This window comes from Clostridium gasigenes (genome assembly GCF_900104115.1).
Lineage (GTDB): Bacteria > Bacillota > Clostridia > Clostridiales > Clostridiaceae > Clostridium > Clostridium gasigenes.
Genome location: NZ_FNJM01000016.1, coordinates 1 through 25745, shown reverse-complemented (window position 1 = coordinate 25745; position 25745 = coordinate 1). Strand labels below are relative to the sequence as shown.

Here is a 25745-nt window from a genome sequence, read left to right as displayed (position 1 = left end):
ACTATATATTTTTTATACTTAGACTACTAAAAAAATATTGTTATCTATTATATTAATCCTTATAACAACAAAAAAGAAAAGCACTTTAGCGCTTTTCTTTAAGTACAAGTTATTTCTTTTGATCTAAATATTTAGCTGCACTTAAGGCTGCAATATTACCTTCCCCTGCGGATTTAATATATTGATACGGAATACCAACACAATCTCCCGCTGCAAAACAACCTTTAATATTTGTTTTCATAAGTCTATCAACTTCAATATGATTATCAGTAATTTTTAAACCTGGAACTAATTGTCCTGGAGAAATAGAGTCTTTTAATACAAAAACACCGTCTGTTTCTAACTCTCTGTTTTTTAATACTATTTTATCAACTTTAATTTCGCCTTTAATTTGCTCTGGTTTATCTTCTACTAATTCAATATTAGTTCTTAATTCATATGGGCCTTTATACATTGGTATATAATATACAAGACCTGCAAGTTCGGAAACAAAGTTTGCTTCTTCTTCTGCTTCTTTATTATGACCTATTATTGTTACTACTTTGCCTCTATATAATGGAGCATCACAGGTTGCACAATATCCAACACCTTTTCCAAGGTATTCTTCTTCACCCTTTAAAGGTCTTGAATATTCCATCCCTGTAGCTAATATAACAGTTGTTGCTTCATAGGTCTCATTATTTACCATTAATGCGAAATAATCACCCATTGCATATATAGCGTTAATTCTCTCTTCAGTTATTTTAATATCCATAGAATTTAAATGAGCCTCGAATTGATTTTTTATATCTTCTCCTGTCATACCAAAAAAACCTAAATAATTATTTATTTTTGGAGCCTTAACTAATTTATTAGTTAAATTTTTATTCCCAAAGATAATAAATTTCTTATTTCTAATTTTTGCGTTTAATGCAGCTGATAATCCCGCTGGTCCACTACCAACTATTGCAATATCATACCGTTCACCCATTTTTTCACCCTCTTAAATTTATAAGTGTTTAGCTATTTTAGCTTTTAAAGCATCCTTTGGCATAAATCCTACTAAAGTATCTACAGGAGCACCATTTTTAAATATCATTAAAGTTGGTATGCTTGATACTTGATATTTACTTGCAAGCGCTTGATTTGCATCTACATCAACCTTTGTAAATTTAGCATTTGTAACTTCTGACGCCACTTCTTCTAATATTGGAGCTATCATTTTGCAAGGACCACACCAAGTTGCCCAAAAATCTACTAAAACTACACCTTTATTATTTATAACCTCTTCATTAAAATTTGATACTGTAACATGTTGAACCATATTTATTCCTCCTTATATACCCCTTAGGGGTACATTATATATTTTAATTTTACTCATTTTGCTCTTATTAGTCAATAGCTAACCTAACTAATTCCTTTTTATTTTCCCCCTTTAACAGAAAATTATCAATTTACTTACGCAACTCTAAAATTTTATATTTAGCTAGGGAAGTTTCTTTTTCAGTTTTGCACTTTTTTCAAATTTAAAAATTGAGCTTCATATAGTTCTTTGTATGAACCCTCTTTATTTAATAATTCTTCATGAGTTCCTTGTTCTTCTATACCTTTATCTGTTAAAACAATAATTTCATCCGCATTCTTTATTGTTGATAATCTATGAGCAACAACTATAGTTGTTCTACCTGAGCATAATTCTTCTAAAGATTTTTGTATCATATATTCTGTAGTATTATCTAATGCTGAAGTTGCTTCATCTAATATTAATATCGGTGGATTTTTTAAAAATACCCTTGCTATTGATATTCTTTGTTTTTGTCCTCCAGATAATTTAACTCCTCTTTCTCCTATATTAGTATTATAGCCATCTGGAAGTTCCATAATAAAATCATGTATATTAGCTCTTTTAGCTGATTCTATCACCCTTTCATCATTAGCTTCCTGATCTCCAAATAAAATATTTTCTTTTATTGTTCCTGTAAACAAGAAAACCTCTTGTTGCACTACCCCTATATTTTTTCTTAAAGAATTTAGCTTACTACAATATATGCTTTTACCATCAATTGTGATATCACCATCTGTAACATCATAAAATCTTGGTATTAAGTTGCAAAAGGTTGTTTTCCCTCCACCAGATGGTCCAACTATAGCTAACATTTTACCTTTTTCTATTGTTAAATTTATTCCAGCTAATATATTTTTATCTTCATAACTAAAATGTACATCTTTAAATTTGATTTCACCCTGTACATTTGTTATATCTGTAGCCTTTGGGTCTTCTTTCTCTTTTTCTTCTTCAATTATTTCTATAAACCTATTAAAACCAGTCATACCACTTTGATATAGTTCCATAAGGGCTGTTAATTTTTTAATTGGTTGACTAAATATCTTAATATATAATAAATATGCTAAGAAATCTCCAATATTTATTATTCCACCAAATGTGAATAATCCCCCAGCAATTAATGCTACATAATCTAACATATCTATATTAAAATTTACCACTGAAGAATATTCAGCCATTACTTTATATGCTGATTCTCTAGCCTTTTTAAATTTAATATTTCCTTTTTCAAATTTTTCTTCTTCATTTTTGTGACAAACAAAGGCTTTCGTTATTCTTATTCCTGCTAAAGAATTTTCAAGTGTTGAATTTACCGCTGAAGTTTGCACTCTTGTTTCCATAAATGCATTTTTCATTTTATTTCTCTTTTTCCAAGTAAAAATTATAATTACCGGTATAAATGAAAATATTATAAGTGTTAACGGTATATTTATAGTACATAATATTATAAATGAACCTATTAACATAACCAATGAAATAAATAAATCTTCTGGACCATGATGAGCAAGTTCCGAAATTTCCATAAGATCATTTATCATTCTACTCATTAAGTCACCAGTTTTATTATTATCAAAATACCTATTAGGTAACTTTTGAAGATTTAGAAACATTTTGCGTCTCATATCCGCTTGCATTCTAACTCCCATTACATGTCCATAATATTGCATAAAATAAGTACAAGCAGCCTTTACTATATATATCCCTAAAAGAGTTCCACCAAATACTATAAGCATTCTTAAATTTTTATTTGGTATGCTCTCATTAACCAAATTTCTTGTCATCATAGGAAATACTAAATCACAAGCTGCTGCAATAAATGCAACAATCATATCTAAGAAAAATAGTTTTTTGTAAGGTCTATAATAACTAATAAATCTTTTTATCATATTTTTTTCCTCCGTTTTTATATTGTTTATTATATTTAATACTACAACAGTTGATAACTATTTTCAATTGTTATTCTTTTAAAATTAGACTTTGTTTTAAGATAATGTTGATATTATGACAAAATTATAGGAACTGCCAAAACAGTTCCTATAAAATAAAATTTATTTATCAATATTTGAGTGTCTTTTATCAGACGCAATCAAAACAAATATTGTTCCTATAAACATAGGAATACCGCTAACAAGCATTGAGCAAATACCAAGTGGCAGGATATTGCTTATTGTTATTCCTACTAATACCAAACTTAATCCTATTGCAAATGTTATTTTATGTGGCAATGCTTTTATTTTATCTGCCATAATCCTGTTCCCCTTTTATAATCTTATTTGTTGAGTTTATATAAAGGAAACTCCTTTTCGCATTCGCTCTAAGGAGTGCTCTTACAGAGTAAGTTCAAATTACTAAATCAAAGATTTAGATTTTCACTTAACTTCCACTTGCCAAATCATAGATTTGGAGTGTCACTTATATATATCAACTATAAGCCCCTGTATTTCATCTATAGTAGCTGCTACGTTTAAATTTTCTCTTTCTTCAGCCATTAATTCCTTTGTAAGTTCTTCAAGTCTTTCATCTATAGTTTCAACTGTTACAAAGTACTGTGTTTGCCAAAAACTAACATCCTTTTTAGTATCATACATAAACTTTAAAATTGATGCTAAATATTCTTTAATCATTTTTTTATAGGCTATTACATCACCATAAGTTTTTGTAGTTACTAATCTATTTCCTCTTTTATTAATTTCTTCAATCATTTTATTTAATTGTTCTTCTGATTTTCTATCTCTAGCTTGATTAAAGCTTTGAGAAAAATCTTTTTTCTCTGACACTATTTTTCTTTCATTTCTAATTGTATCTTTTGAATTTACTCTTCCAATTTCCATACTAATCAATCCTTTCACATTCCTTATTAATATTATATCAGAGTAACGTTTTTTCAACTAGAGGTTTTATTTTTTCGAAAGTGTATTAGAGGTTTAAAATAAACTAATAACTCAATATTTCCAGGCTATTTTTCACTATATTTTCTTCACATTAATAAGAACTTTACATATTACTTTTTTTACCAGGTATTAATATTAACAACTTTATTTATGCTATACTTATAGTAAAATAATTTTTATAGATTATTAAGGGGTCTTCAAAAAAGTAAGGAGGGTTTTTCATATGTGGTTTAATAAAACATCAGAAGAAGCATTAAAAGAGCTTAACTCCAATGCTCTTAATGGGCTTTCTTCTACAGACGCAAAAGAACGATTAGAAACTAATGGTGAAAATAAACTAGCAGGAAAAAAGAAAAAATCAATTGCAATGCTTTTCTTTATTCAAATTAACGATGTAATGATTTATATTTTACTTGGCGCTGCTTTAATTTCTGGTATTGTAGGTGAAATTAGCGATGCTGTAATCATATTAATTGTTATTTTAGTTAATGCTCTTATTGGTTTAGTGCAAGAATCTAAAGCTGAAAAGGCACTTGATGCACTTAAAAAGCTTTCTACTCCAAAAGCTCTTGTTAAAAGAGATGGACAATTAAAAGAAATTCCATCTGAAGAAGTAGTTGTTGGAGATATAGTTATTATTGATGCCGGAAGATATATACCTGCTGATTTAAGAATTTTAGAATCTGCTAACTTGAAAATCGAAGAATCTGCCTTTACGGGAGAATCTGTTCCTGCTGATAAAAATTCAGAAACTATAGTATCTGAAGGAGATGTTCCTATTGGAGATCAGCATAATATGTTGTTTATGTCTACGCTTGCTACTTATGGTAGAGGAACTAGTATAGTTACAAGTACTGGTATGGATACTCAAATTGGTAAAATTGCAAAAATGCTTGATGCTGAGGGTGATGATACAACACCTCTTCAAAAGAAACTTGCACAGCTTGGTAAAACTCTTGGATTTGCCGCTGTTTCTATTTCAATACTTATGCTTATTATTTCAATGTTCCAAGGAAGAAACTTTATGGATATGTTTATGACTTCCATAAGTTTAGCTGTAGCTGCTATTCCTGAAGGATTACCTGCCATTGTTGCTATTGTTTTAGCCCTTGGCGTTCAAAGAATGATTAAGGAAAATGCTATTATTAGAAAATTACCGGCTGTTGAAACTTTAGGTTCTGTTAATATTATTTGTTCTGATAAAACAGGAACTTTAACAATTAATAAAATGACTGTCAAAAAATATTTTGTTAATAATGAACTTAAATCTTTAGAGGATGCAAATATTACAGATGAAACAACTAAATTATTAATAGATGGTATGATTTTATGTAATGATGCAACTTCAACAGAATCTTCTAAAACTGGTGACCCAACCGAAATTGCTTTATTAGATGTAGGAAATAAATTTAATATATTTAAAGATGATTTAAATACAAACCATAAAAGAGTTAATGAAATTCCTTTTGATTCTGATAGGAAACTTATGACAACTTTAAATAAGTACAATGAAAATTATTATACTTTTACTAAGGGTGCTATTGATAGCATTTTAAAAATATCAACAAAAATATTAATTGGTGGCGAAGTTAAGGACTTTACTGATAAACTAAAGGCTAGTGTTCTAACATCTTCTAACACCATGTCTGATGATGCTTTAAGAGTCTTAGCTCTTGGATATAAAATTTTAGAAAATGAACATGTAGCAATTGATAATTTAGAAGATAACTTAATCTTTATTGGTTTAATGGGTATGATTGATCCTCCAAGGGAAGAGGTTAAGGGTTCAATTGAACTTAGTAAAAAAGCTGGTATAAGAACTATTATGATTACTGGTGATCATAAAAACACTGCTGTTGCCATTGCCAAAGAACTTGGAATTGCAGAAAATATTGCCCAGGCAATGTCCGGAAGTGAAATTGATACTTACTCCGATGAAGAATTTATAAAAATAGTTAATAACTATAGAATTTTTGCTAGAGTTTCTCCAGAGCATAAAGTTAAAATAGTTAAAGCCTTTAAATCTTACGGTAATATAGTTTCAATGACTGGTGACGGAGTAAATGATGCTCCTTCATTAAAAGCAGCCGACATTGGTGTTGCCATGGGAATTACAGGTACAGATGTTGCTAAAGGTGCCGCTGACATGGTTTTAACCGATGATAACTTTACAACTATAGTTAAAGCTGTTGAAGAAGGACGAAATATCTTTAACAATATAAAAAAATCAATTTTATTCTTATTAAGTTGTAACCTTGGAGAAGTTATAGCATTATTCTTTGCTATATTATTTAACTGGGCTACACCGCTATTACCTATTCATATATTATGGGTTAATTTAATTACAGATAGTTTCCCAGCTCTTGCACTTGGAGTTGACCCAGGCGACCATGATGTTATGTCTAAACAACCACGTAGCCCAAAAGAAAGTCTTTTTGCTGGTAGAATGGGTAGATTACTAATTATTAATGGAATATTAATTGGTGTTACAACATTAATTGCATTTAAATTAGGAGAAAGACTTTATCCAGGTTCATTAATGCATGCTCAAACTATGGCATTTGTAGTATTAAGTGTTTCTCAATTGTTTTATTCATTAACTATGAGAAACGAAACAAAATCCTTATTCCAAGTTGGAGTATTTAAAAATAAATGGTTAATTGGTTCTATTGCATTTGGAATAAGTTTGCAATTTATTATAATTACAGTTCCAGTTTTAGCATCAATATTTAAAGTTTATTCTTTAACAGTATCAGATTGGGGACTTGTAGTTGGATTATCATTAGTACCATTTATAATAAATGAGTTTATTAAAATATTCTTTAGAATGAAAGATAAATAATTTTTCAAAAGAAATGAGGTATTCAAATTTGAATACCTCATTTTTATTGTTTTTTAAATAGACCTTAATTCATTTTTATATAAATCAAAGTAGATCTTTAAATATTAATCCTTCTGACAAAATCCCCTTATCCATAGAAAATATTCTATCTGCAACTTTCTTTGCAAATTCCATATCATGAGTAATTATCATCATACTCATACCTTCTTTTCCAAGACTTCTAATTAATTTTGCAACCTCATCTGTAAGACCTGGATCTAATGCCGATGTTGGCTCATCAAAGCACATTAACTTTGGATCTAATACTAATGCTCTTCCAATTGCAACTCTTTGCTTTTGGCCTCCTGATAGCTCACAGGGGTAGTTGTCTCTTTTATCATTTAACCCAAGGAAACTTAAAGTTTCTTCTGCTCTTTTTATTGCTTCTTCCTTTGAAACACCAAAAACCTTTTGTGGTGCTTCTATTAAATTTTCTAAAACACTCATATGAGGAAATAAATTAAAATTTTGAAAAACTAAGCCTATATCTTTTCTTATATTTTTCATTTCTATTTTATCTATATATTTCCCATTTTCACATAAAGTGTTTCCATTAATTTCAATTAAGCCATCATCGCAGGTTTCTAAAGCATTAACACATCTAAGTAGAGTTGTTTTTCCTCCACCTGAAGGACCAACGATTACTAGTATTTCACCAGATTTTATTTCTAAATCAACGCCTTTTAATACCTCTGTTTTTCCAAAGCTTTTTTTCAATCCACTTATTTTTAACATGCAAGTCCCCTCCTACTGATAATAGTTATATTTTTTTTCAATTTTTTCTAATACTTTTGCAATTATCCCATTAAGAATTAAATATACTATAGCTACAACTACAAATGGCATTATTGATGTTAATCTATTTGATGCTATTTTAGCAACTTTAAGAAGTTCGTCTAATCCCACAACATAAACTAGTGCTGTATCTTTTACAAGTGTAACAACTTCATTTGATACTGGTGGAAACACTGTTTTTAATGCTTGAGGCAGAATTATTCTAACAAAGATATCCTTTTTAGACATTCCAAGTACCTCAGCCGCTTCAATTTGTCCTTTATCAATAGAAATTATTCCCGCTCTAAATATTTCTCCAAAGTATGCACCATAGTTTAATACCATTGCAAGTATAGCTGCTGGCATTCTAGGAATTGATAATCCAAGTGATGGTAGCCCAAAAAATATAAATAGTATTTGTAATAATAAAGGAGTTCCTCTAAATATATAGATATAAATACCTGTTATGCTATTTAATATTTTCATTTTAGATATTCTTCCAAGAGCTATAATTACTCCTAATGGAATTGATAATATTAATGTTAATATAAACACCATCAATGTTGTTGTTAAACCCTGAAGCACTTGTGGAATAAGGCTTATTATATCTTGCATAATTTTCCCTCCTTTATTTAGCTATTATATCTTCACCAAACCATTTTTTTGATATTTCTGCGGCTGTTCCATCAGCTACAACTTCATCAAAAGCTTTATTAAATTTCTCAACAAATGCTGAGTCATCTTTTCTCATACCTACTGCATAATCTTCTATTCCAAAATCTTCTGAAATAACATTATATTTTTCAATACCTCTTCCATTCATATAATATTTTGCTAATATTTCATCAGCAACAATAGCATCAACTCTTCCTGCTTCTAAATCCATTAACGCTTCATTATTTGTGTCAAAAGTTATAATTTTTCCATTTTTAAATGTAGAAATTATATCTCCATCAGCTTCTATTGCCTCAACTGCACTTGATGCATTTTGTGCTGCAACTTTAGCATCTTTTAAATCTGCTTTTGTTTTAATTTTTGAATCTGCAAGTGTAATTATTATTTGTCTATTATTTAAATAAGTCTTTGAAAATTCAACCTTTTCACGTCTTTCATCAGTAACTGAATATCCATTCCAAATAAAATCTATATTTCCATTATTAAGTTCTGTTTCTTTCATGCTCCAATCTATTGGTTGAAACTCTATTTCTTTACCTAGCTTTTCTCCAACTGCCTTTGCAAGTTCAATATCAAAACCTGTAACCTCGCCATTTTCATCTTTAAATCCCATTGGTACAAAAGTATCATCAAACCCCAAAACTAGTTTTTCAGTGTTACCACAACCTACAAATCCTATGGCTATTGCCCCTACTATAGTTGTCATTAAAACCTTTTTTATTAATTTTCTTATATTCATTATTAATTGCCCCCTTTTGTTTTCTTTATCATATCATTACTTTATCACAGTAAAGCAATAAAGTCAATATTCTTATTTAATTTTTTTCATAAATCAATACTTTTATTTATTATAATTAGGATATATATATTTTTTTATACAAATTTAATTCTAATAATGTGAGGTGTTTTATTTAACCTATTAAAGGTTGGCGAAAATAAATATGTTATTATAGCTGACTATACTGGATAATAACACCAAAGAAACAGCTCCTAGATAATTTTTTATCTAGGAGCTGCGCTAATACTTTATCTTTAATTATTTATATAATTCTTAAATGTATCTGTAAAATCTTTTTTAATATATTCTTCTCTACTTTGCTTTATCCATTGGAAAGAATATTCATTAATATTTTTAAATATTTCTGCTAAATCTCCATTTTCTATTTTTTGAGAACCACAGGCTTTAGATGCTATTTCTAAAACTTCTCCTGATTTTATTAACATTGTTTCATTACTTTCTGTAATTTGTTCTATTCTTATTAAAGCTTTATAAAGATCTTTTAATTGCTCAATGGCTCTTTTGTCAACATCAATTAAAAACATCTCTTGATTTATTGCAAACTTAATTTCACAATCTAAATCTATTGTTCCTGCTGTTTCAATAGTTATGTTACTTAATTTGTTTTTATAATAGTCATATCTTTTTACTGTTCTCTTCTTACTAATAGCTGATTCACCATCTACATGTATTAAAGCTAAATTAGTGAAGCAATATTCATCTGTCCTTGACTTAATTAAGAAAAATATTTTTTCTCCATCTTCATGCATTATATAATCATCTGCATCTACTTTGTCATAATCCTTAGAACTAATTATTTTCCCTATATCACTTAATCCTAAAGCGTCTGCTGCGAAATTTTTAAACATACTAATTCCCCCTTTATTTTCAATATAATTATACCATATGCTAAAGATTTAATGTCCTAGTTTTTTCAAACTTTATTTATTTTCCCCATTTTAAAATACAAAAATACAAAAAAACAAACTTATATCATATAAAGTTATATGATATAAGTTTGCTTAGTATTAATTGAATTCTATCCTAAATATAAGTTACTCTACTTTACTATTCTTGTTCCTTCTAAGTCTTGAGCTATTTTCCCTTCCTTCATTAAGCCACCAAGTGCCATTTTGAAGTAGTTTTTACTTGTATTAAATGTTGCTTTTATATCTTCTGGTGCTGATTTATCGTTAAACGCCATAAAACCACCATTAATATCCATATGTTTTAATATAGATTCTTGAAGACTTGATCTTTCTATTAATCTTTTTTGTCTTGAAGAAAATCCAATTACTCCATCTTCATACAATCTTTTAACTCTTAATTTTAATTCTATTCCTGGATAAACACTTTGGAAGTATTCGTTTGGTAATACTAATCCTTTATATTTGCAATCTATTGCAACATTTAAAGTACCAGCTGGAGTAGCTGAATAAACTACAGCTTCCATTTCATCTCCTACTTTATAAGTTATGTTATCCGCTTCTTCTAAAGGTCTTAGGTAAGGTTCTACATCTGTAGTTCCTGCAAGCCTTCCCGTTTTATCTACATATATATAGAATAAATATTTTTCATTTTCTTTGATTTCAAATCTTTGTTCTTTAATTGGAACAAAAATATCTCTGTCTAATCCAATACTAATGAAAGCTCCAAACTCTGTTTTCATTACAACTTTTAAATAACCAACTTCTCCTGCAGTTACAAATGGTTTAGCAAGTGATGCAACTGGTCTATCTAATGAATCTTTATAAACAAATACATTTAAAACGTCATCAATTCTAACTCTTTCCTTACCAATACATGATGTTGGTAATAAAACTGAGTCACCTTCTTCATTTTGTAGAAAGTATCCATAATCCTTTTTTCTTACTGCTTTTAAAACGTGATATTCACCTATATTTAACATATTTCCTCCTGATTTAGGCACTATTAAACTAATTGTTTAACCTGCCTCCTATATATATTTTTTACTTAAGTTTACATAATTATTTGCTGAAGTCTTAATTCCTATTATTTCTTCTTCAGTTAAATTTCTAATTACTTTAACTGGGCTACCAAGACAAAGAACACCTTCTGGTATTTCTTTTCCTTGTGGTATTAATGATCCTGCTCCTATAATTGTATTTTTCCCAATTATAGCTTCATTTAATACAATAGAACCCATTCCTATTAAAACATTATTATGTATAGTGCATCCATGAATTATAGCTCCATGCCCTATTGTTACATCATCACCTATATATGTTCCACAATGGCTATCTACATGAACTACAGAGTTTTCTTGAATATTTGTATTTTCGCCTATAACAATACTATTCATATCGCCTCTAATCCTTGTACCAAACCAAATATTAGCGTTATCTTTAATAACAACATTTCCTATTATATCAACACTTTCTGAAATATAGCAAGTTTTATGTACTATAGGTTTAACCCCTTGAAACTCTTTTATCATTTCTATAACTCCTTTTCATTAAAACATCTTTTGAAAAATAAATATATAATCTTATAAACTTATTTTATCATTCCCTTATATTATTGTCATTATTTATACCTATGTAATACTATATATAATTAAACAATATTTTGAGAGGCATAATTTGGGAAGAAAAAAGCATAAAGACATAAAAGAATTCGATCAAAGCAATTTAAAATTTTATTATGGAATACCTCATTGTCATACATCTTATTCTACCGGCAGAGGAAATCCTTATGATGATTATGAATATGGAAGAAAAACAGGTATAAACTTTATGTGCATAACAGACCATAATTCTTATCTTTCTAATAAAGTTATTATTAAAGATGAGGTTTTAACAAGATGGCAAGGAACTCATCACTATGCAATTAAGATGAGAAAGAAATACGATGATTTTTTACCCTTAGTAGGATTTGAATGTAAAACTAACTCTTTTGGTGATTTTAATATAATAAATTCTAATACATTTTTTAATGGTACAATAATAGACTTAAAGCTTTTAGCTTTATGGATGTTAAATAATACAAATGCTTTTATTTCAATTAATCATCCCCACAAAAATGTTAATAGCCTTGATCATCATCCAATATTTAATAAGCTTATTACCTCTGTGGAAGTTGGTAACGGAAACCCTGCGTCCAAATATACTCGCCACGATAAATATTATTATAACCTTCTAGATATAGGTTGGAAACTTGGCGCCATAAATAGTCAAGATAACCACAAAGTGAATTTTGGTGATTCAGAAAACCTTACAGTTTATATAGGTAATGAGCTTTCAACTACTGCACTAGTATCTGCTTTTAGAAATAGAAGAACCTATTCAACTGAATCCCGTTTTTTGAAACTTTACTTTACTATTAATAATATTTTTATGGGTGAGGAAATTGTTATAACTTCTGATAAACTTAAATTTATGATTTATGCTGATGATATTAGGTATCCAATTAAAGAAATTCATATAATTTCTAATAAAGGTACTTTAGTCAAAAACATAATTGACATTAACTTAAATAACATTAAATATCTTTATGAGCATGTACATGAAAAAGATGAAAGCTGGTATGTAATTAAGGTTATTCAGAAAACTGGTAAAATCGCTTTTAGTTCACCTATTTTTGTAACTAAAAATCCAGACTAAAATGCAAATATTCCTTAAATGTTTTTTATATGTTTAAGGCATCTTGAAAAAATAACTAGTTTAACTACTAGTATTTTTTGAAGATGCCTAAATTATTTATTTTCTTATTTTTTTAAATGCTTAACTCTGTTTGGTTTAGCTTTAGGCTTAATTACTATTTTCTTTTCTGCAACCTTAGGGCCTCCAGTACTATGAATTTCCATAAACCATAAGAAAAACATAACTGTTAATAATGTTGAGACCGCATTAATCCACTTATTTTGGTTTCCTATAAAAAATTGGCTTGCTAAAATTACTATTGAAATTCCTAAAGGAATCCATTTGTTTATTTTCACTTTAGAAAATATAAATTTTCTTCCGCCCCAAAAAATTAAAATTGTTGCTACTATCATTATTACTATATATAATATGTTGTTCATAAGTATACCCTCCTATTTTACTGTGTAACCTATATATTAAAATAAATAAGCTTTATTTTCAAGTATTATAAATTTAATTTTTATTTTTTTTTTGAAAGCAGCTTGCTTTATTTGGGATTTTTTATAAATTCATTAATTTTTTTAATTTATTTTATAATATTATCATTTTTAGCTTCTATTTTCACAATAAATTTGATAAAATAGAAAAAGAAATTATAAAATCGTTAAATAGGGGTGATAATATGGGTTTAAACCAAACCTATCAATTAGATGAACTTGACCTTCAAATATTAGATTTATTAATTAAGGACTCTAGAACTCCTTATTTAGAAATAGCTAGAATATGTCATGTTAGTGGTGGTACTATACATGTAAGAATGAAGAAGATGGAAGAACTTGGAGTTGTAAAAGGAACTAGAATTCTTTTAAACCTACCAATATTAGGCTATGATGTATGCTGCTTTGTTGGCATATATGTAGATAAAACATCTTCTTTCTCATCAGTTGTAGATCAACTTTCTTTAATAAGCGAGGTTGTAGAATTACATCTAACTACAGGGAATTATTCTATTTTTACAAAGGTAATATGCAAAAACATTTCTGATTTACAATCTATATTACTTAATAAAATAAATGTAATTCCTGGAGTTCAAAGAACAGATACATTTATTTCACTTGAACAACCAGTAGATAGGAATATTACAATTTAATTTTATGTTTTACACATAAAAAATATTTCTTTGGGAAACATAATTATGTACCCAAAAATAAAGGAGTGTTTTTTATGAAAGTATTAGATTCAACCGCTCTTATATTAGTTATTATAGGAGCGATAAACTGGGGTTTAATTGGATTTTTCCAATTTAACTTAGTCTCTACACTATTCGGAGATATGACAGCATTTAGTAGAATTGTGTATGCGCTAGTAGGAATAGCTGGATTATACTCACTGTCATTCTTTGCAAAAGATAAATTAATGAGTTCAGACTAAAATAAAAAGCCTCTCAAATTTGAGAGGCTTTTTATTTTATAAATTCTTTATTATTTCAAATAATTCTAAAGCTGCAAGTCTTGGTCCTTCTTTTTCTTGTCCGTTAACTGCTAAACAAGTTTTAATTTGCCCAACTTTAACATTACCTTTATACATTGCATCAAAATAATTATCAATTAATATATCACATTGTTCTGGCTTTTGAGCTGGTCCAAATGGATTTGCAAAATATGATTCTACAAGTCCTATTTCAGTTGTAGTTCCCTTAGCCATTCTTGCTCCTGATTTAAATACATTAATAGCTTCCTTAGCTGTTTTAAAGTATTCTATGGAAGTTTCGCCTTCTCCTACCTTAGTATAATTATTTGCATAAAGGAATAAATCAACTTTATATCCTTTAATTATTTCTTTATAAGGAGCGACTGGCATAACTAACCTTGCATTTGTTTTATCTGGATTCATAAATATACTTCTATCCATTTCCTTAAATGCATAACCTTGATCTAAATCATCTAGTCTTACAAAAGCACCAATTTCTGTACCATATCCTATAATATCTCCATCTTTTTCTTTAAAAGTACCCATATCATCGAATATTATTGTCATATTACTAATATGATCTTCACTTAAAGTTCTAAAAGCTTCTAAACTTTCAGATTTACCAGCACCACTATCTCCCATTATAACAACATTAGCATTCTTACCTTCCTTAAGCACAATGTTTACCATAGCTCCATGAATAGGTAAGCAACCTCTTTTTATCATAATTAAATTATGAAGTGTTAATGTCATTTTTTTCATATATCCAAAATAATCTATTTCTTCTGAATGATTAATGTATCCAACCATTATATCATTTTTAACATCATCATAAAATACTGTTTTTAAATTACCATCATCATCATTAGCTCCAAACACAAAAATAATATCAGGTTTTCTGCCTCTATATTCTTCTGTTCTTGCCATTTCAAATAAATTACATAAAGTTATTCCATGAGCCATATAATCTCTATGGAAATATATGTATGCTAGTAATTCTCCAACCTTTGCAGTGTAGCAGAACCAATGATCTGCATTTAATGAAGCTCTTTTAACTGGATTTTCAAAAACTTCATTAAACATACCATTTCTAGTATTTTTTTTAGGATATGTTATAAATGGAGTTTCAAGTAATATAGTATCTATAAATTGTATTTTTTCTAAAGCTTCATAACCATCTGGTATAGGCCATAATACTTTATTTATCATTACACATGAATTCCCACCTGCTGGTAATTGTCTAAATACCTTTGGTTTTAATCCAGAAACATTTTTTTCTATTTTTCTATATAACTTTTTAATAAGAGTTGAAAAAGCTGTATTTGCTTGTGTAAGGTTCATAGCTTCTAATCCCTCTTGTACTTTATCTCCATGAATTACTGTATATCTTTCAAGTCTTCTCCAGAATAAATAAAAATCTTCTATGAAATATATGAAGCTATCTTTGTCTGAAAATAAGTTTTTATAATTTTCATCAAATGTAACTATTTCATTCACATCCATAACTGTTAAATATTTAATTACTCTTATTACATCTTTTCTTAATTCACATAGATCATTCGTATTTAAAGATTTTGATAAGTATTTATAGCTTAAAGAAAGCTTTGTTTCTGAGGTTTTTAAATAAACCTCAAGAACCCTTCTAAACCCCTCACTTTCTGTTAGTGTTTGAAAGTTATTACAGTACTTAGCTGTAAAGTTTATTAATATTTTATCATTGCTTATTGAAAACTCTTTACGCACACAATTGCCCCCTTTTTGCATTTTATCTTAGTTAAATATTCATTTTTATATCTTTTAGTGATTTATTATTAAATTATATCATATATTATGCAATTTAAGAAAGAAGTTTTTTCATTTTTCACAAACTATTATTAAATTGAAAACATATTGTATTTGAAAACATATACACGAACGTTTTTTTAATAATTAAATTTATTTATCGCATTTCCTTAAAATAAAAAAAATAATTCGTTACTTATTTCATCAAATTTTTAACATTTATTATTCTTTATTTTTCTCTAAAGAATTTGCTATAACACTTCTAACTTTTTCTGCTAATTCTTTTTCTTCTTCTTTCGTTAAATTTTCTGTATAAATTGGTTCACCAAATGTAACTATAATATCTATTTGTTTAATTTTTCTATCTATTTCAAATGCTCTGTCTGCTCTATCCATTGCTACTGGAATTATGGGCACTTTTGCTTTTGTAGCAAGTTTCATACTACCTCTTTTAAATTCTCCAAGTTTTCCATCTTTACTCCTAGTTCCTTCTGGAAATACTGCCATGCTATGACCCTCTTTAAGATTTTGTACACCTTCATTTATTACTTTAACTGCTTCTCGTACATTTTCTCTATCAATTGGCACACACTTAGCTTGTTTTATCCAATATCCTATAATAGGCACCTTTATTAATTCTTTCTTTGCTATAAACCCAATACTTCTTTTTGCTGTAAATATTAATAAAGGACAATCTAAAACACTTGTATGATTTCCTATAAAGACGCAGGGTTCCTCTGGTATATTTTCCTCTCCTATTACTGTAACATTCATTTTGACAGCTTTATTTATAGTGTAATCCGCCCAAGCACATTCAACTTTCGCTACATATTTATCCGCTTCTACTTCGCCTTTAAATCTTCTAATAAAAAATAATTTAATAGCCTTTAATCTTAAGATTATCATATATAATCCATAATTTATTTTCTTAAACAAATCCATTATTTTTCTCCTAATTATGTTTTTAAAGGAATCTGAAGAATTTCTAATATATTTTTTTAGATTCCTTACTTGTATTATACAAGGATAAATATTATAGTACAATGAGAAGTTTAGCCTTTATTTAAATCGCAAATACAAAAAAATAACTTTAACTAAGAATTTAGGAGGTCTTAAAATTGAAAAAGAAATTTTCAATTCTATCCTTATTAATATTAATATTTGCTTTTATTTTTTCATTCTACAACCTTTTATTTACACCTAAAAAAAACCTAAATCCCACTAATAAAATGATTGTTCACTATATAGATGTTGGCCAAGGCGACTCTATTTTAATACAAGTAAACAATAAAAATTTACTTATTGATGCAGGACCAAAAGATGCTAAAGAAAATTTATTAACTTATTTAGATTCTATCAGCTTATCTAAACTAGATTATATAATTGCAACACATCCTCATGAAGACCACATAGGTAGTATGTCCTCTGTCATTAATAAGTATGAAGTCGGAAAATTTTATGCTCCAAAAGTTGAACATACAACTAGCACATTTGAAAAAATGGTGGAATCTTTAATAACTAAAGATTTAAAAATTAATATTATTAAGGCTGGCATAGATACTATAGATTTAGGCAAAGGCACAAATGTAACAGTATTTTCTCCAAGCAAAGAAGAATATTCTAATCTTAATGACTATTCCCCTATAATAAAAATTGAATATGGAAATAATTCTTTTCTATTTACTGGTGATGCAGAAGTTGAAGTTGAAAAAGAAGTTTTATCTAAAAATCCTAATATAAAATCTGACGTTTTAAAACTTGGCCATCATGGATCTTCAACTTCAACTAGCAAAACTTTTTTAAATGCTGTTAATCCATCTATTGGTGTAATATCTGCAGGTGTAGATAATAAATATGGACATCCCACTAATAAAACACTAACTTTATTAAATACTAATAATATAAAATCTTATAGAACTGATTTAGATGGAACTATAGTATTATCCTCTAACGGAACAGAAATAAATAGGATTCCAAACAAATAAAATTCTTCAAATCAAGGGACATTTATCTTATTATTTTGTTTACGATTACTAAATTAAACAATAGATGCCTCCAAATAAAAATTTGGAGGCATCTATTGTTTAAGGATTTCTCCTAAAACAATTAAGATTAGATATTTGTTTTTAAATTACATTATTAACTTCTAATTTAATTTCACTTTCTTCTATCATATCTATCTTTTTAGTTTCATCTATTATTTCTATGTCTTCATTATATTCTGCTTTTTCAGTATCTTCTTCATTTTCTTTCTCAGTATCTTTTTCATTATATTCTTCATTCTCTTTTTCAATATTAATAATGTATTGATTCCATTTCTTAAAGATAACACAAAGATTTGTTACATCTTGCTCATTATATAAAAGTATAGTTTCTATTTTTTCTTTTGGCATTCTCATTATATACTCTCTATCTTTTAACACTTTATGAAATGTCTTTGCTAGGTTAGACCCACTAATTAAATCTCCTTCTCTATGAATATCAAATAATTTTTCTAAATTTTTAAGACCTATTGATGTTTTTCTTTCTCTTTCATACTCTTTTTGAATGTCTATGGATTCATATTCTATAGAAAAATCATATTCTATGTTGTACTTTTTAAAGAGATAATTAATTACTGTAAAATCATTATTCCCTGAAAATGTAACAATAGCTTTTTTACCAGCTTCTTTCATATTAATAAAATATTTTTTTGCTAGTATAAGTAAATCTACTACTTCATTTTTATTTTCAATCATATATTGAGTTACATATATTTTTTTATCCTCATTATTATATATACAAGCTCCGAAAACACCGATACATTTAGGTTTCTTATATACATAATGCTCCAAATCAAAAAATATAACATCCTCTGGAGTTCTATTAATTTCATTAGTGTGTAGCATAAATTCTTTTGAGACTTCTTCTACCTCTACAATATTTTCACGTATTATCATAGTACCCACTCTTTCTTCCAGTATTTAAGTATAAAAATAATTATTAACTATAACAATTAACTATTTTTAGATACCTTTATCTATATATATTTTTTCTCATTAATATACTTTTTAATTATACCATTTTTGTGGTAATTAAAAAACTTTTAATTAATATATCTTAATCCTATTTTAACATATTATTATTAAATTAATATATCAATAACTTTATAGTTTTTCTGTTTTTTTCAAAATTATTCACTTAATTTAAAAAAACATTGACTTTTTTTTAATTTTTAGCTATTATATAGTATGATAATGATTTTCATTGGAGGTAGAGATAATGTGTATTTGTGATTTAGAACTAGGCCAAAAAGGAATAATTAAATCAATTTCCGGAAATGTAGATTTAGCTAAAAGATTATCTGCTTTAGGTTGCATTGAAGGTACAGAGGTAGAACTTAAAAGAATAGCTCCTTTAGGCGATCCTATGATACTACAGCTAAGAGGATTCGATTTAGCCATAAGAAAAAAAGATGCTAAGAATATTTTTCTAGCTAACTAAGGAGGATAATAAATGAAAACAGTAGCGCTACTGGGTAACCCCAATGTAGGAAAGACAACTTTATTTAATAGCTTAACCGGTTCTACTCAAAGAGTTGGAAATTGGGCAGGAGTTACAGTAGATAAGAAGGAAGGCTTCTTTGGAGATATAAAAGTAGTTGATCTACCAGGAATATATGCTCTTGATACTTATTCTAACGAAGAAAAAATTTCCAAAAAATTTTTAGAGGATGATGAGGTTGATGTTATCTTAAATATTATAGATGCATCAAATATAAATAGAAACCTTTATTTAACTACTCAATTAAAACAATTTAAAAAACCTATTATTTTAGCCGTTAATATGATTGACGTAGCTGAAAAAAAAGGATTTAATTTAGATTATAATAAGCTATCAGAACTTTTGCAAGTTAAAGTAATTCCAATTGTAGCTTCAAAGGAAGAGGGAATTAATGAACTAAAAGACGCACTAGTATCTGATGTTTTTTTCAGCTCTCAAGCTGATAATGATTTTCATTTTGAAGATGAAAAAACGACTTATTCTTTTATTGATTCAGTTATAGAGAAATGTAGTACAATCTCTATAAAAAAAGGTAAACCAACTAAAGACAAATTAGATAATATTTTGTTGAACCCATGGCTTGCTTATCCAATTTTTTTAGCTTTTATGGCTTTAATGTTCCAAGTAACATTTGCATGGGTTGGTCAACCATTATCTGATATGCTAGATGCATTACTTAACGATTCCCTTTTACCATTCGTTACTAGCCTTTTATCTGATAGTAGCCCTTGGTTCCAATCATTAATTGTTGATGGTATTATTGCTGGAGTTGGGGGAATAGTTGTTTTATTACCTATAATACTTGCTCTCTTCGCTTGTATTTCAGTATTAGAAGATAGTGGTTATATGGCTCGAATAGCTTTTATAATGGACAAGGTTATGAGAAAAATGGGTCTTTCAGGTAAGGCATTTATTCCTATGATCGTTGGTTTCGGTTGTACAGTACCAGCTATTATGTCAGCTAGAACTTTAGAAAGTGAAAAAGATAGAAAACTTACAGCATTATTAGTACCACTAATGAGTTGTAATGCAAAATTACCTGTTTACGCAGTGTTTGCTGCTGTATTCTTTCCTAAATATGTTGGATTAATTGTTGCTGGCCTTTATTTATTAGGTGTAATATTAGCCTTTATTTTCGGAGTAATTTTTAAGAATACTATTTTTAAAAAAGATGAGGAGCCCTTTATTATAGAATTACCAGAATATAAAACTCCATCTATTAAAAATATAGGAAAACAAGTATGGGAAAAAGCAAGAGGATTCTTAATTAGAGCTGGAACATTAATATTTGCTATGAGTGTTCTTATATGGTTCCTATCAAACTTTAACTTTACTGGAATGGTAGATGTTAATGATAGTCTATTGTCTTCAATTGGTAGCGTTATAGCTCCAATATTTAAGCCGCTAGGTTTTGGTGATTGGCAAAGTTCAGTATCATTATTAACAGGGTTACTTGCTAAAGAAAGTGTTATAGCTTCAATGGGGATAATTTTCTCAGGTGACTTAACATTAATGTTACCAGTATATTTCACATCAGCTTCTGCACTTTCATTTTTAGTGTTTGTATTACTATACACTCCCTGTATATCAGTTATAGGCGCTATGTACAAAGAGTATGGAACTAAATTCACTCTTTTTTCAATAGCTTACCAATTGATTTTAGCATGGGTAGTATCATTCATAGTCTTTAATATTGCAACTTTATTTTTATAGATGAGGAATCTTCAAGAAAATAGGCCAGTATCTGGCGAGTTCTTTTCTTGAAGACACCTAAGGAGGATGTTATGGAGATTATTATAACAATTGGAATTTTAGGATTCTCAGCCTTTATACTTTTTAGAAGTTTTAGAAAATCATCTAAAGGCAATTGTAATTGTGGCAGTTGTTCAAACCACTGTCCTATTTATAAAGACAAAGATAAAAATAAATAGCCTAATAAAAAAAGCAACGTTTAAATTAAACGTTGCTTTTTTGAATATTCCTTAGTAATTACATTTTTTCTACTACATCTATTCCTAATAAGTATAATCCATTTTTTATAACTTGGCAGCTAGCTTTAACTAATTCTAATCTAGCTTGCTTTAATCCTTCATCTTCTAAATTTAATACTGAATGTGCATTGTAGAACTTATTAAACGCCTTAGCAACTTCTATTACATATCTAGTTAGTATTGAAGGCTCTAGTTTTTCAACTGCTACATGTATTTGATTATTGAAGTTTTCTAAGTGTTTCACTAATTCAAACTCTTCTTTTGAGTTAAGTTTTGAGAAATCAGCTTCTATATTTGATTCTTCTGCTCTTCTTAATATGCTCTTAGCTCTTGCATAGGAATATTGAACATAAGGACCTGTTTCTCCTTCGAATGAAAGCATTTCCTTCCAATCAAATATTATATCTTTTTCTCTTGAATTCTTAAGGTAAGTAAATACTAGTGCACCTACTCCAATTTTCTTTGCAACATCTTCTTTATTTTCTAACTCTGGATTTTTTTCATTTATAACTTCTAAAGTCTTATCTACTGATTCTCTTACTAAATCATCTAAAAGTATTATTTCACCCTTTCTAGTTGAAAGCTTTCTATCTGCAAACTTAACTAATCCAAACCCAACATGAACACAATCCTTAGCCCATTCGTGTCCTGCAAGCTCTAACACTTTAAACACTTGCTTAAAGTGAAGTGCTTGAGGTGAACCAACTACATAAACACATTTATAGAAATCATATTTTTTCTTTCTATACATAGCTGCCGCTAAATCTCTTGTTGCATATATAGATGCTCCATCTCCTTTTAACACTATGCATGGTGGCATGTTATATTCATCAAGCATAACTACTTGTGCTCCATTACTTTCAACTAAAAGTTTCTTTTCTTTTAACTCATTAACTACAACACCCATTTTATCATTGTAGAAGGCTTCTCCTGCATAGGAATCAAATTCTACGTTAAATATGTTATATACCCTATCAAATTCTTTTAGGCTTAAGTTTCTGAATCTTTCCCATAATGCTTCGGCTTCTTTATCTCCATCTTCTAAAGCTTTAAAATATGCTCTTCCTTCATCAACTAATGATGGATCATTCTCAGCTTCATCATGGAACTTAACATATATTCTAAGTAACTCATCTATTGCATTTTCTTCTAGAGCTTTTTCATTACCCCATCTTTTATATGCTGATATTAACTTACCAAATTGTGTTCCCCAATCTCCTAAGTGATTAATTCCTTCTACAGTATACCCTTCTTTTTTAAATAATCTGTATAATGAATTTCCAACTGAAGTTGAGAAAAGATGACCAACATGGAAAGGCTTTGCAATGTTTGGTGATGAATGTTCAACACAAACAGTTTTTCCTTCTCCTACATTTGATGATCCATAATTATCTCCTTCTTCTAGGATTTTTTCTATAGCATTTTTTGTAAATATAGCTTTATCTGCAAAAAAGTTTACATATGGTCCTAAATTATCTATTTTTTCAAACCCTTCTGCATTTAATTTATCTTTTAACTCTGCTGCTATCATATTTGGTGCTTTTCTAAGTGTTTTTGAGAATTGGAAACATGGGAATGCAAAATCCCCCATTTCTGGTCTTGGCGGTATTTCTATTAAATTTTCAATAAGCTTAACATCCATATCCATATGTTCTTTTATAAGCTCTGCAATTTTCTTTTTATAATCCATAATTATTCCTCCCTATATTTTAGGCATTTCATTATATTTACTTGAAAATAAAAAAAGCCATCTCTTTTAAAAATAAGAGACGGAAGTAACCGCGGTACCACTCTAGTTGCATTTATGAATGCCACTCATTGCTTTAACGCAGCTTATACGATCTATCCTACTTAATTTCAGTAGATGTCTCCAAGTCTCTTTTCCTTTTAATTTATCTTGTAGGGCTCACACCATCTCCCTATTCGCTAAAAGATTAAATTAAAGTACTTTCCTCTTCTTTGACTTTATTTTAAATTTATTAATATACCTATTATACATAACTCTAAGTTTTTTTGTCAACTCATAAAAATAATTTCATTTATAAACTTTAATTTTAGTTAAGGCATATCTAAATAAATAACTAGTCAGTAAATTTTATCTATTCTTTATTTTTAAAAGTGATATAATATTGAATTAGAAACTAAATTATAATACTAAAGTAAATAAGGAGTTCTTATGAATAAAATAGGTGTTATTGATATTGGTCCTAATACTCTTCGATTAATGTTAACTGAAGTTGAAGATGATGGTTATTTTAAAGTTATAGATGAACTTAAATCTTCTATAAGATTATGTTCTGACTTAGTTAACGGATGTGAAATATGCAATGATAAAATCAGTTTAATTCTTTCTACACTTAGAGCTTTTAAATCATTATGCATTGTATCTGGCGCTTCTAAAATAATTGCAGTTGCTACTGAATCCTTTAGAACTGCACAAAATAAAGATTTGTTAATATCAACAATTAAATCTGAATTAGATGTTGATATTAGAGTGTTATCTTGTGAAGAAGAAATCCACTATAACTTTATAGGTGTAACTAGAAGTATATATGTAGAAAATTCTTTAATGGTAGAAGTTGAAGGAAATAGCACTCACTTAGCTTGGATTCAAAATGGATGCATTATCAAAAGTGCAACACTTCCTTTTGGCTGTGTAAATTTATCATACAATTATAACTTAACTGATAGAATATCTAGAGATGATTTAGATGTAACTATAAACCTTATAAACTCTCATTTACGTGACTTGCAATGGGTAACTGAAAACACATATGATTCTATAATTGGAGTTGGTGGCACGGTTCGTACAATCGGGAAACTTGATAGGATTAAAAAGAGATATCCACTTGATATATCTCATAACTACGAACTTACTGATTTAGATGTTCATGATATATATAATCTTTTAAAATCTAAGGATTATAAGCAAAGATGCAAAATTGAAGGTTTTGATCCTGATTCTTCTGATGTAATTGTCGGTGGACTTGCTATTTTCCACAATATTGTTAAACTAGTTTGCAACAGTAAAATCATTATTTCTGACCGTGGTTTAAAAGAAGGGGTTTTATATGAATACATTAATTCTAAACATCCACTTAACAAAGATATTTTAGATTATAGCATTAACGGTATTTTAGATACTTTAAATAGTAATAAATCTCATGCTAAACATGTATTTTGGATTACTACTAAACTCTTTGATGCACTAAAACCTCTTCACCATTTAGATAGTAGTTATGATCGCATTCTTAAAACTGCTACTATGCTTCATGATTGTGGAACTAGTATAGATTACTATGAGCATCATAAACATTCTTTCTATATAATTTTACATTCTTATATTAATGGAATAACTCATAAAGAATTACTAATGAGTGCATGTATTGCAGCCTCACATAGGTTTAATAAATACCAGGTTCCTCAGCCTCCATTCGCCTCCATTATCAATAGCCTTGATGTAAAGGCTACAAAGTTAATAGGAGTTCTTTTAAAGCTTGCTGAAGGGCTAGATAGAAGCCTTGTAGGTGCTGTTAGTGATTTAGATGTAGACTTTGACGAAAATACAGTTACAATCACTGTAACTTCGGATATAGATTTAGAACTTGAAATTCACCAAGCATATAGAGCTACTGGTAAATTTAAAGAGATTTACAATAGAAATCTTATTATAAAAAAAGCTATCTAAATTTATAAAACCCTAGGATTTCTTTTAAATGATATGCTCCCTTTATAGTAGACAGTTGAAATAATAAAAACTGTTTATATAGAGGGAGCATTTTATTATGGAAAGAAAAACTAAAATATTGTCAGAAATTAAGATAGAGGTTGTTAAGGAGTATTTATCAGGAAAAATAAGTGTAGGGCAAATAGCTTATCAACTACAAGTTTCTAGCTTCTCGGTTGAGGAATGGATACGTAAATATAAGGCTTTTGGAGTGGATGGATTAATAAGTAATAGTAGAAATAAACATTATTCACATGAACTTAAGATTAAAGCAATAACGGATTATATCAACGGTGAAGGTTCTTTA

At 28.4% G+C, this 25745-nt stretch carries 26 protein-coding genes and 1 other annotated feature; of the genes, 10 read left to right on the top strand and 16 right to left on the bottom strand.

All coding sequences use genetic code 11. From position 1 onward, the window contains the following. Positions 1-109: 109 nt before the first annotated feature. The 5 genes from BLS77_RS16890 to BLS77_RS16870 form a co-directional block, all read right to left on the bottom strand. Positions 110-970: an NAD(P)/FAD-dependent oxidoreductase gene (locus tag BLS77_RS16890; protein WP_089972540.1), complete on the bottom strand. Its 861-nt coding sequence runs from the start codon at positions 968-970 to the stop codon at positions 110-112. Between the two features lie 18 nt (positions 971-988). Further along, positions 989-1303: a thioredoxin gene (gene trxA / locus BLS77_RS16885; RefSeq protein ID WP_089972536.1), complete on the bottom strand. Its 315-nt coding sequence runs from the start codon at positions 1301-1303 to the stop codon at positions 989-991. A 179-nt stretch (positions 1304-1482) separates the two neighbouring features. Further along, the gene (locus tag BLS77_RS16880; RefSeq protein WP_089972532.1) at positions 1483-3210 is read right to left on the bottom strand and encodes an ABC transporter ATP-binding protein; all 1728 of its coding nucleotides are present in this window, start codon (positions 3208-3210) and stop codon (positions 1483-1485) included. A gap of 162 nt (positions 3211-3372) precedes the next feature. Next, positions 3373-3570 (bottom strand): hypothetical protein, encoded by a 198-nt coding sequence (locus BLS77_RS16875; RefSeq protein WP_089972529.1) that lies wholly within the window; start codon positions 3568-3570, stop codon positions 3373-3375. A gap of 162 nt (positions 3571-3732) precedes the next feature. Continuing rightward, positions 3733-4155, bottom strand: a complete 423-nt coding sequence (locus BLS77_RS16870) for a YaaR family protein (protein WP_089972526.1) — start codon at positions 4153-4155, stop codon at positions 3733-3735. Between the two features lie 283 nt (positions 4156-4438). Between BLS77_RS16870 and BLS77_RS16865 the strand changes: the two genes are divergently transcribed. Continuing rightward, positions 4439-7057 carry a calcium-translocating P-type ATPase, PMCA-type gene (locus BLS77_RS16865; protein WP_089972523.1) on the top strand — a complete coding sequence of 873 codons (2619 nt, stop codon included), beginning with the start codon at positions 4439-4441 and terminating at the stop codon, positions 7055-7057. An 84-nt stretch (positions 7058-7141) separates the two neighbouring features. Here the strand turns inward: BLS77_RS16865 and BLS77_RS16860 are convergent, their stop codons facing one another. The 6 genes from BLS77_RS16860 to BLS77_RS16835 all read right to left on the bottom strand — a co-directional run bounded on the left by BLS77_RS16860 (position 7142) and on the right by BLS77_RS16835 (position 11781). After that, positions 7142-7831, bottom strand: coding sequence for an amino acid ABC transporter ATP-binding protein (locus BLS77_RS16860; RefSeq protein WP_089972519.1), 690 nt, complete (start codon positions 7829-7831; stop codon positions 7142-7144). Positions 7832-7843: 12 nt separating this feature from the next. After that, positions 7844-8485, bottom strand: coding sequence for an amino acid ABC transporter permease (locus BLS77_RS16855; RefSeq protein ID WP_089972516.1), 642 nt, complete (start codon positions 8483-8485; stop codon positions 7844-7846). Between the two features lie 13 nt (positions 8486-8498). Further along, on the bottom strand, positions 8499-9284 hold the full coding sequence (locus BLS77_RS16850; RefSeq protein ID WP_089972512.1) for an amino acid ABC transporter substrate-binding protein: 786 nt from the start codon (positions 9282-9284) through the stop codon (positions 8499-8501). Between the two features lie 293 nt (positions 9285-9577). Then, entirely contained in the window at positions 9578-10192 is a 615-nt protein-coding gene (locus BLS77_RS16845; protein ID WP_089972509.1) for a PH domain-containing protein, read from the bottom strand. Between the two features lie 191 nt (positions 10193-10383). Further along, positions 10384-11232: a CvfB family protein gene (locus BLS77_RS16840; RefSeq protein ID WP_089972505.1), complete on the bottom strand. Its 849-nt coding sequence runs from the start codon at positions 11230-11232 to the stop codon at positions 10384-10386. A gap of 48 nt (positions 11233-11280) precedes the next feature. Further along, entirely contained in the window at positions 11281-11781 is a 501-nt protein-coding gene (locus BLS77_RS16835; protein ID WP_089972502.1) for a gamma carbonic anhydrase family protein, read from the bottom strand. Positions 11782-11926: 145 nt separating this feature from the next. Here BLS77_RS16835 and BLS77_RS16830 point away from each other — a divergent pair, with 145 nt between their 5' ends. Continuing rightward, positions 11927-12946: a CehA/McbA family metallohydrolase gene (locus tag BLS77_RS16830; RefSeq protein ID WP_089972499.1), complete on the top strand. Its 1020-nt coding sequence runs from the start codon at positions 11927-11929 to the stop codon at positions 12944-12946. Between the two features lie 104 nt (positions 12947-13050). On the opposite strand, the gene BLS77_RS16825 is transcribed toward BLS77_RS16830, so the two are convergent. Continuing rightward, positions 13051-13365 carry a hypothetical protein gene (locus BLS77_RS16825; protein WP_089972496.1) on the bottom strand — a complete coding sequence of 105 codons (315 nt, stop codon included), beginning with the start codon at positions 13363-13365 and terminating at the stop codon, positions 13051-13053. 242 nt (positions 13366-13607) lie between these two features. Here BLS77_RS16825 and BLS77_RS16820 point away from each other — a divergent pair, with 242 nt between their 5' ends. After that, entirely contained in the window at positions 13608-14075 is a 468-nt protein-coding gene (locus BLS77_RS16820) for an Lrp/AsnC ligand binding domain-containing protein (RefSeq protein ID WP_089972493.1), read from the top strand. Between the two features lie 74 nt (positions 14076-14149). Next, positions 14150-14356, top strand: a complete 207-nt coding sequence (locus tag BLS77_RS16815) for a DUF378 domain-containing protein (protein WP_089972491.1) — start codon at positions 14150-14152, stop codon at positions 14354-14356. A gap of 36 nt (positions 14357-14392) precedes the next feature. Here BLS77_RS16815 and BLS77_RS16810 read toward each other — a convergent pair whose 3' ends face one another. Continuing rightward, the gene (locus BLS77_RS16810) at positions 14393-16138 is read right to left on the bottom strand and encodes a phosphoenolpyruvate carboxykinase (ATP) (protein WP_089972487.1); all 1746 of its coding nucleotides are present in this window, start codon (positions 16136-16138) and stop codon (positions 14393-14395) included. 261 nt (positions 16139-16399) lie between these two features. After that, the gene (locus BLS77_RS16805) at positions 16400-17119 is read right to left on the bottom strand and encodes a lysophospholipid acyltransferase family protein (RefSeq protein ID WP_089972484.1); all 720 of its coding nucleotides are present in this window, start codon (positions 17117-17119) and stop codon (positions 16400-16402) included. A gap of 176 nt (positions 17120-17295) precedes the next feature. Here BLS77_RS16805 and BLS77_RS16800 point away from each other — a divergent pair, with 176 nt between their 5' ends. Continuing rightward, positions 17296-18162, top strand: coding sequence for a ComEC/Rec2 family competence protein (locus BLS77_RS16800; protein WP_089972481.1), 867 nt, complete (start codon positions 17296-17298; stop codon positions 18160-18162). Positions 18163-18303: 141 nt separating this feature from the next. Here the strand turns inward: BLS77_RS16800 and BLS77_RS16795 are convergent, their stop codons facing one another. Further along, complete coding sequence (locus tag BLS77_RS16795) at positions 18304-19116, bottom strand: ribonuclease H-like domain-containing protein (protein ID WP_089972477.1); 813 nt, start codon at positions 19114-19116, stop codon at positions 18304-18306. 322 nt (positions 19117-19438) lie between these two features. Between BLS77_RS16795 and BLS77_RS16790 the strand changes: the two genes are divergently transcribed. The 3 genes from BLS77_RS16790 to BLS77_RS16780 all read left to right on the top strand — a co-directional run bounded on the left by BLS77_RS16790 (position 19439) and on the right by BLS77_RS16780 (position 21651). Then, positions 19439-19660, top strand: coding sequence for a FeoA family protein (locus BLS77_RS16790; protein ID WP_089972473.1), 222 nt, complete (start codon positions 19439-19441; stop codon positions 19658-19660). 12 nt (positions 19661-19672) lie between these two features. Further along, the gene (gene feoB / locus BLS77_RS16785) at positions 19673-21433 is read left to right on the top strand and encodes a ferrous iron transport protein B (RefSeq protein WP_089972470.1); all 1761 of its coding nucleotides are present in this window, start codon (positions 19673-19675) and stop codon (positions 21431-21433) included. Positions 21434-21504: 71 nt separating this feature from the next. Further along, positions 21505-21651 (top strand): FeoB-associated Cys-rich membrane protein, encoded by a 147-nt coding sequence (locus BLS77_RS16780; RefSeq protein WP_089972467.1) that lies wholly within the window; start codon positions 21505-21507, stop codon positions 21649-21651. A gap of 58 nt (positions 21652-21709) precedes the next feature. On the opposite strand, the gene argS is transcribed toward BLS77_RS16780, so the two are convergent. Then, positions 21710-23401, bottom strand: coding sequence for an arginine--tRNA ligase (gene argS, locus BLS77_RS16775; RefSeq protein WP_089972463.1), 1692 nt, complete (start codon positions 23399-23401; stop codon positions 21710-21712). Positions 23402-23473: 72 nt separating this feature from the next. Then, positions 23474-23680: a binding site (T-box leader), on the bottom strand. 207 nt (positions 23681-23887) lie between these two features. Here argS and BLS77_RS16770 point away from each other — a divergent pair. Next, entirely contained in the window at positions 23888-25399 is a 1512-nt protein-coding gene (locus tag BLS77_RS16770) for a Ppx/GppA phosphatase family protein (protein ID WP_089972460.1), read from the top strand. A 97-nt stretch (positions 25400-25496) separates the two neighbouring features. Further along, positions 25497-25745 (top strand): helix-turn-helix domain-containing protein (locus BLS77_RS16765; protein WP_139164865.1); only part of this gene is annotated, 249 nt, incomplete at its 3' end.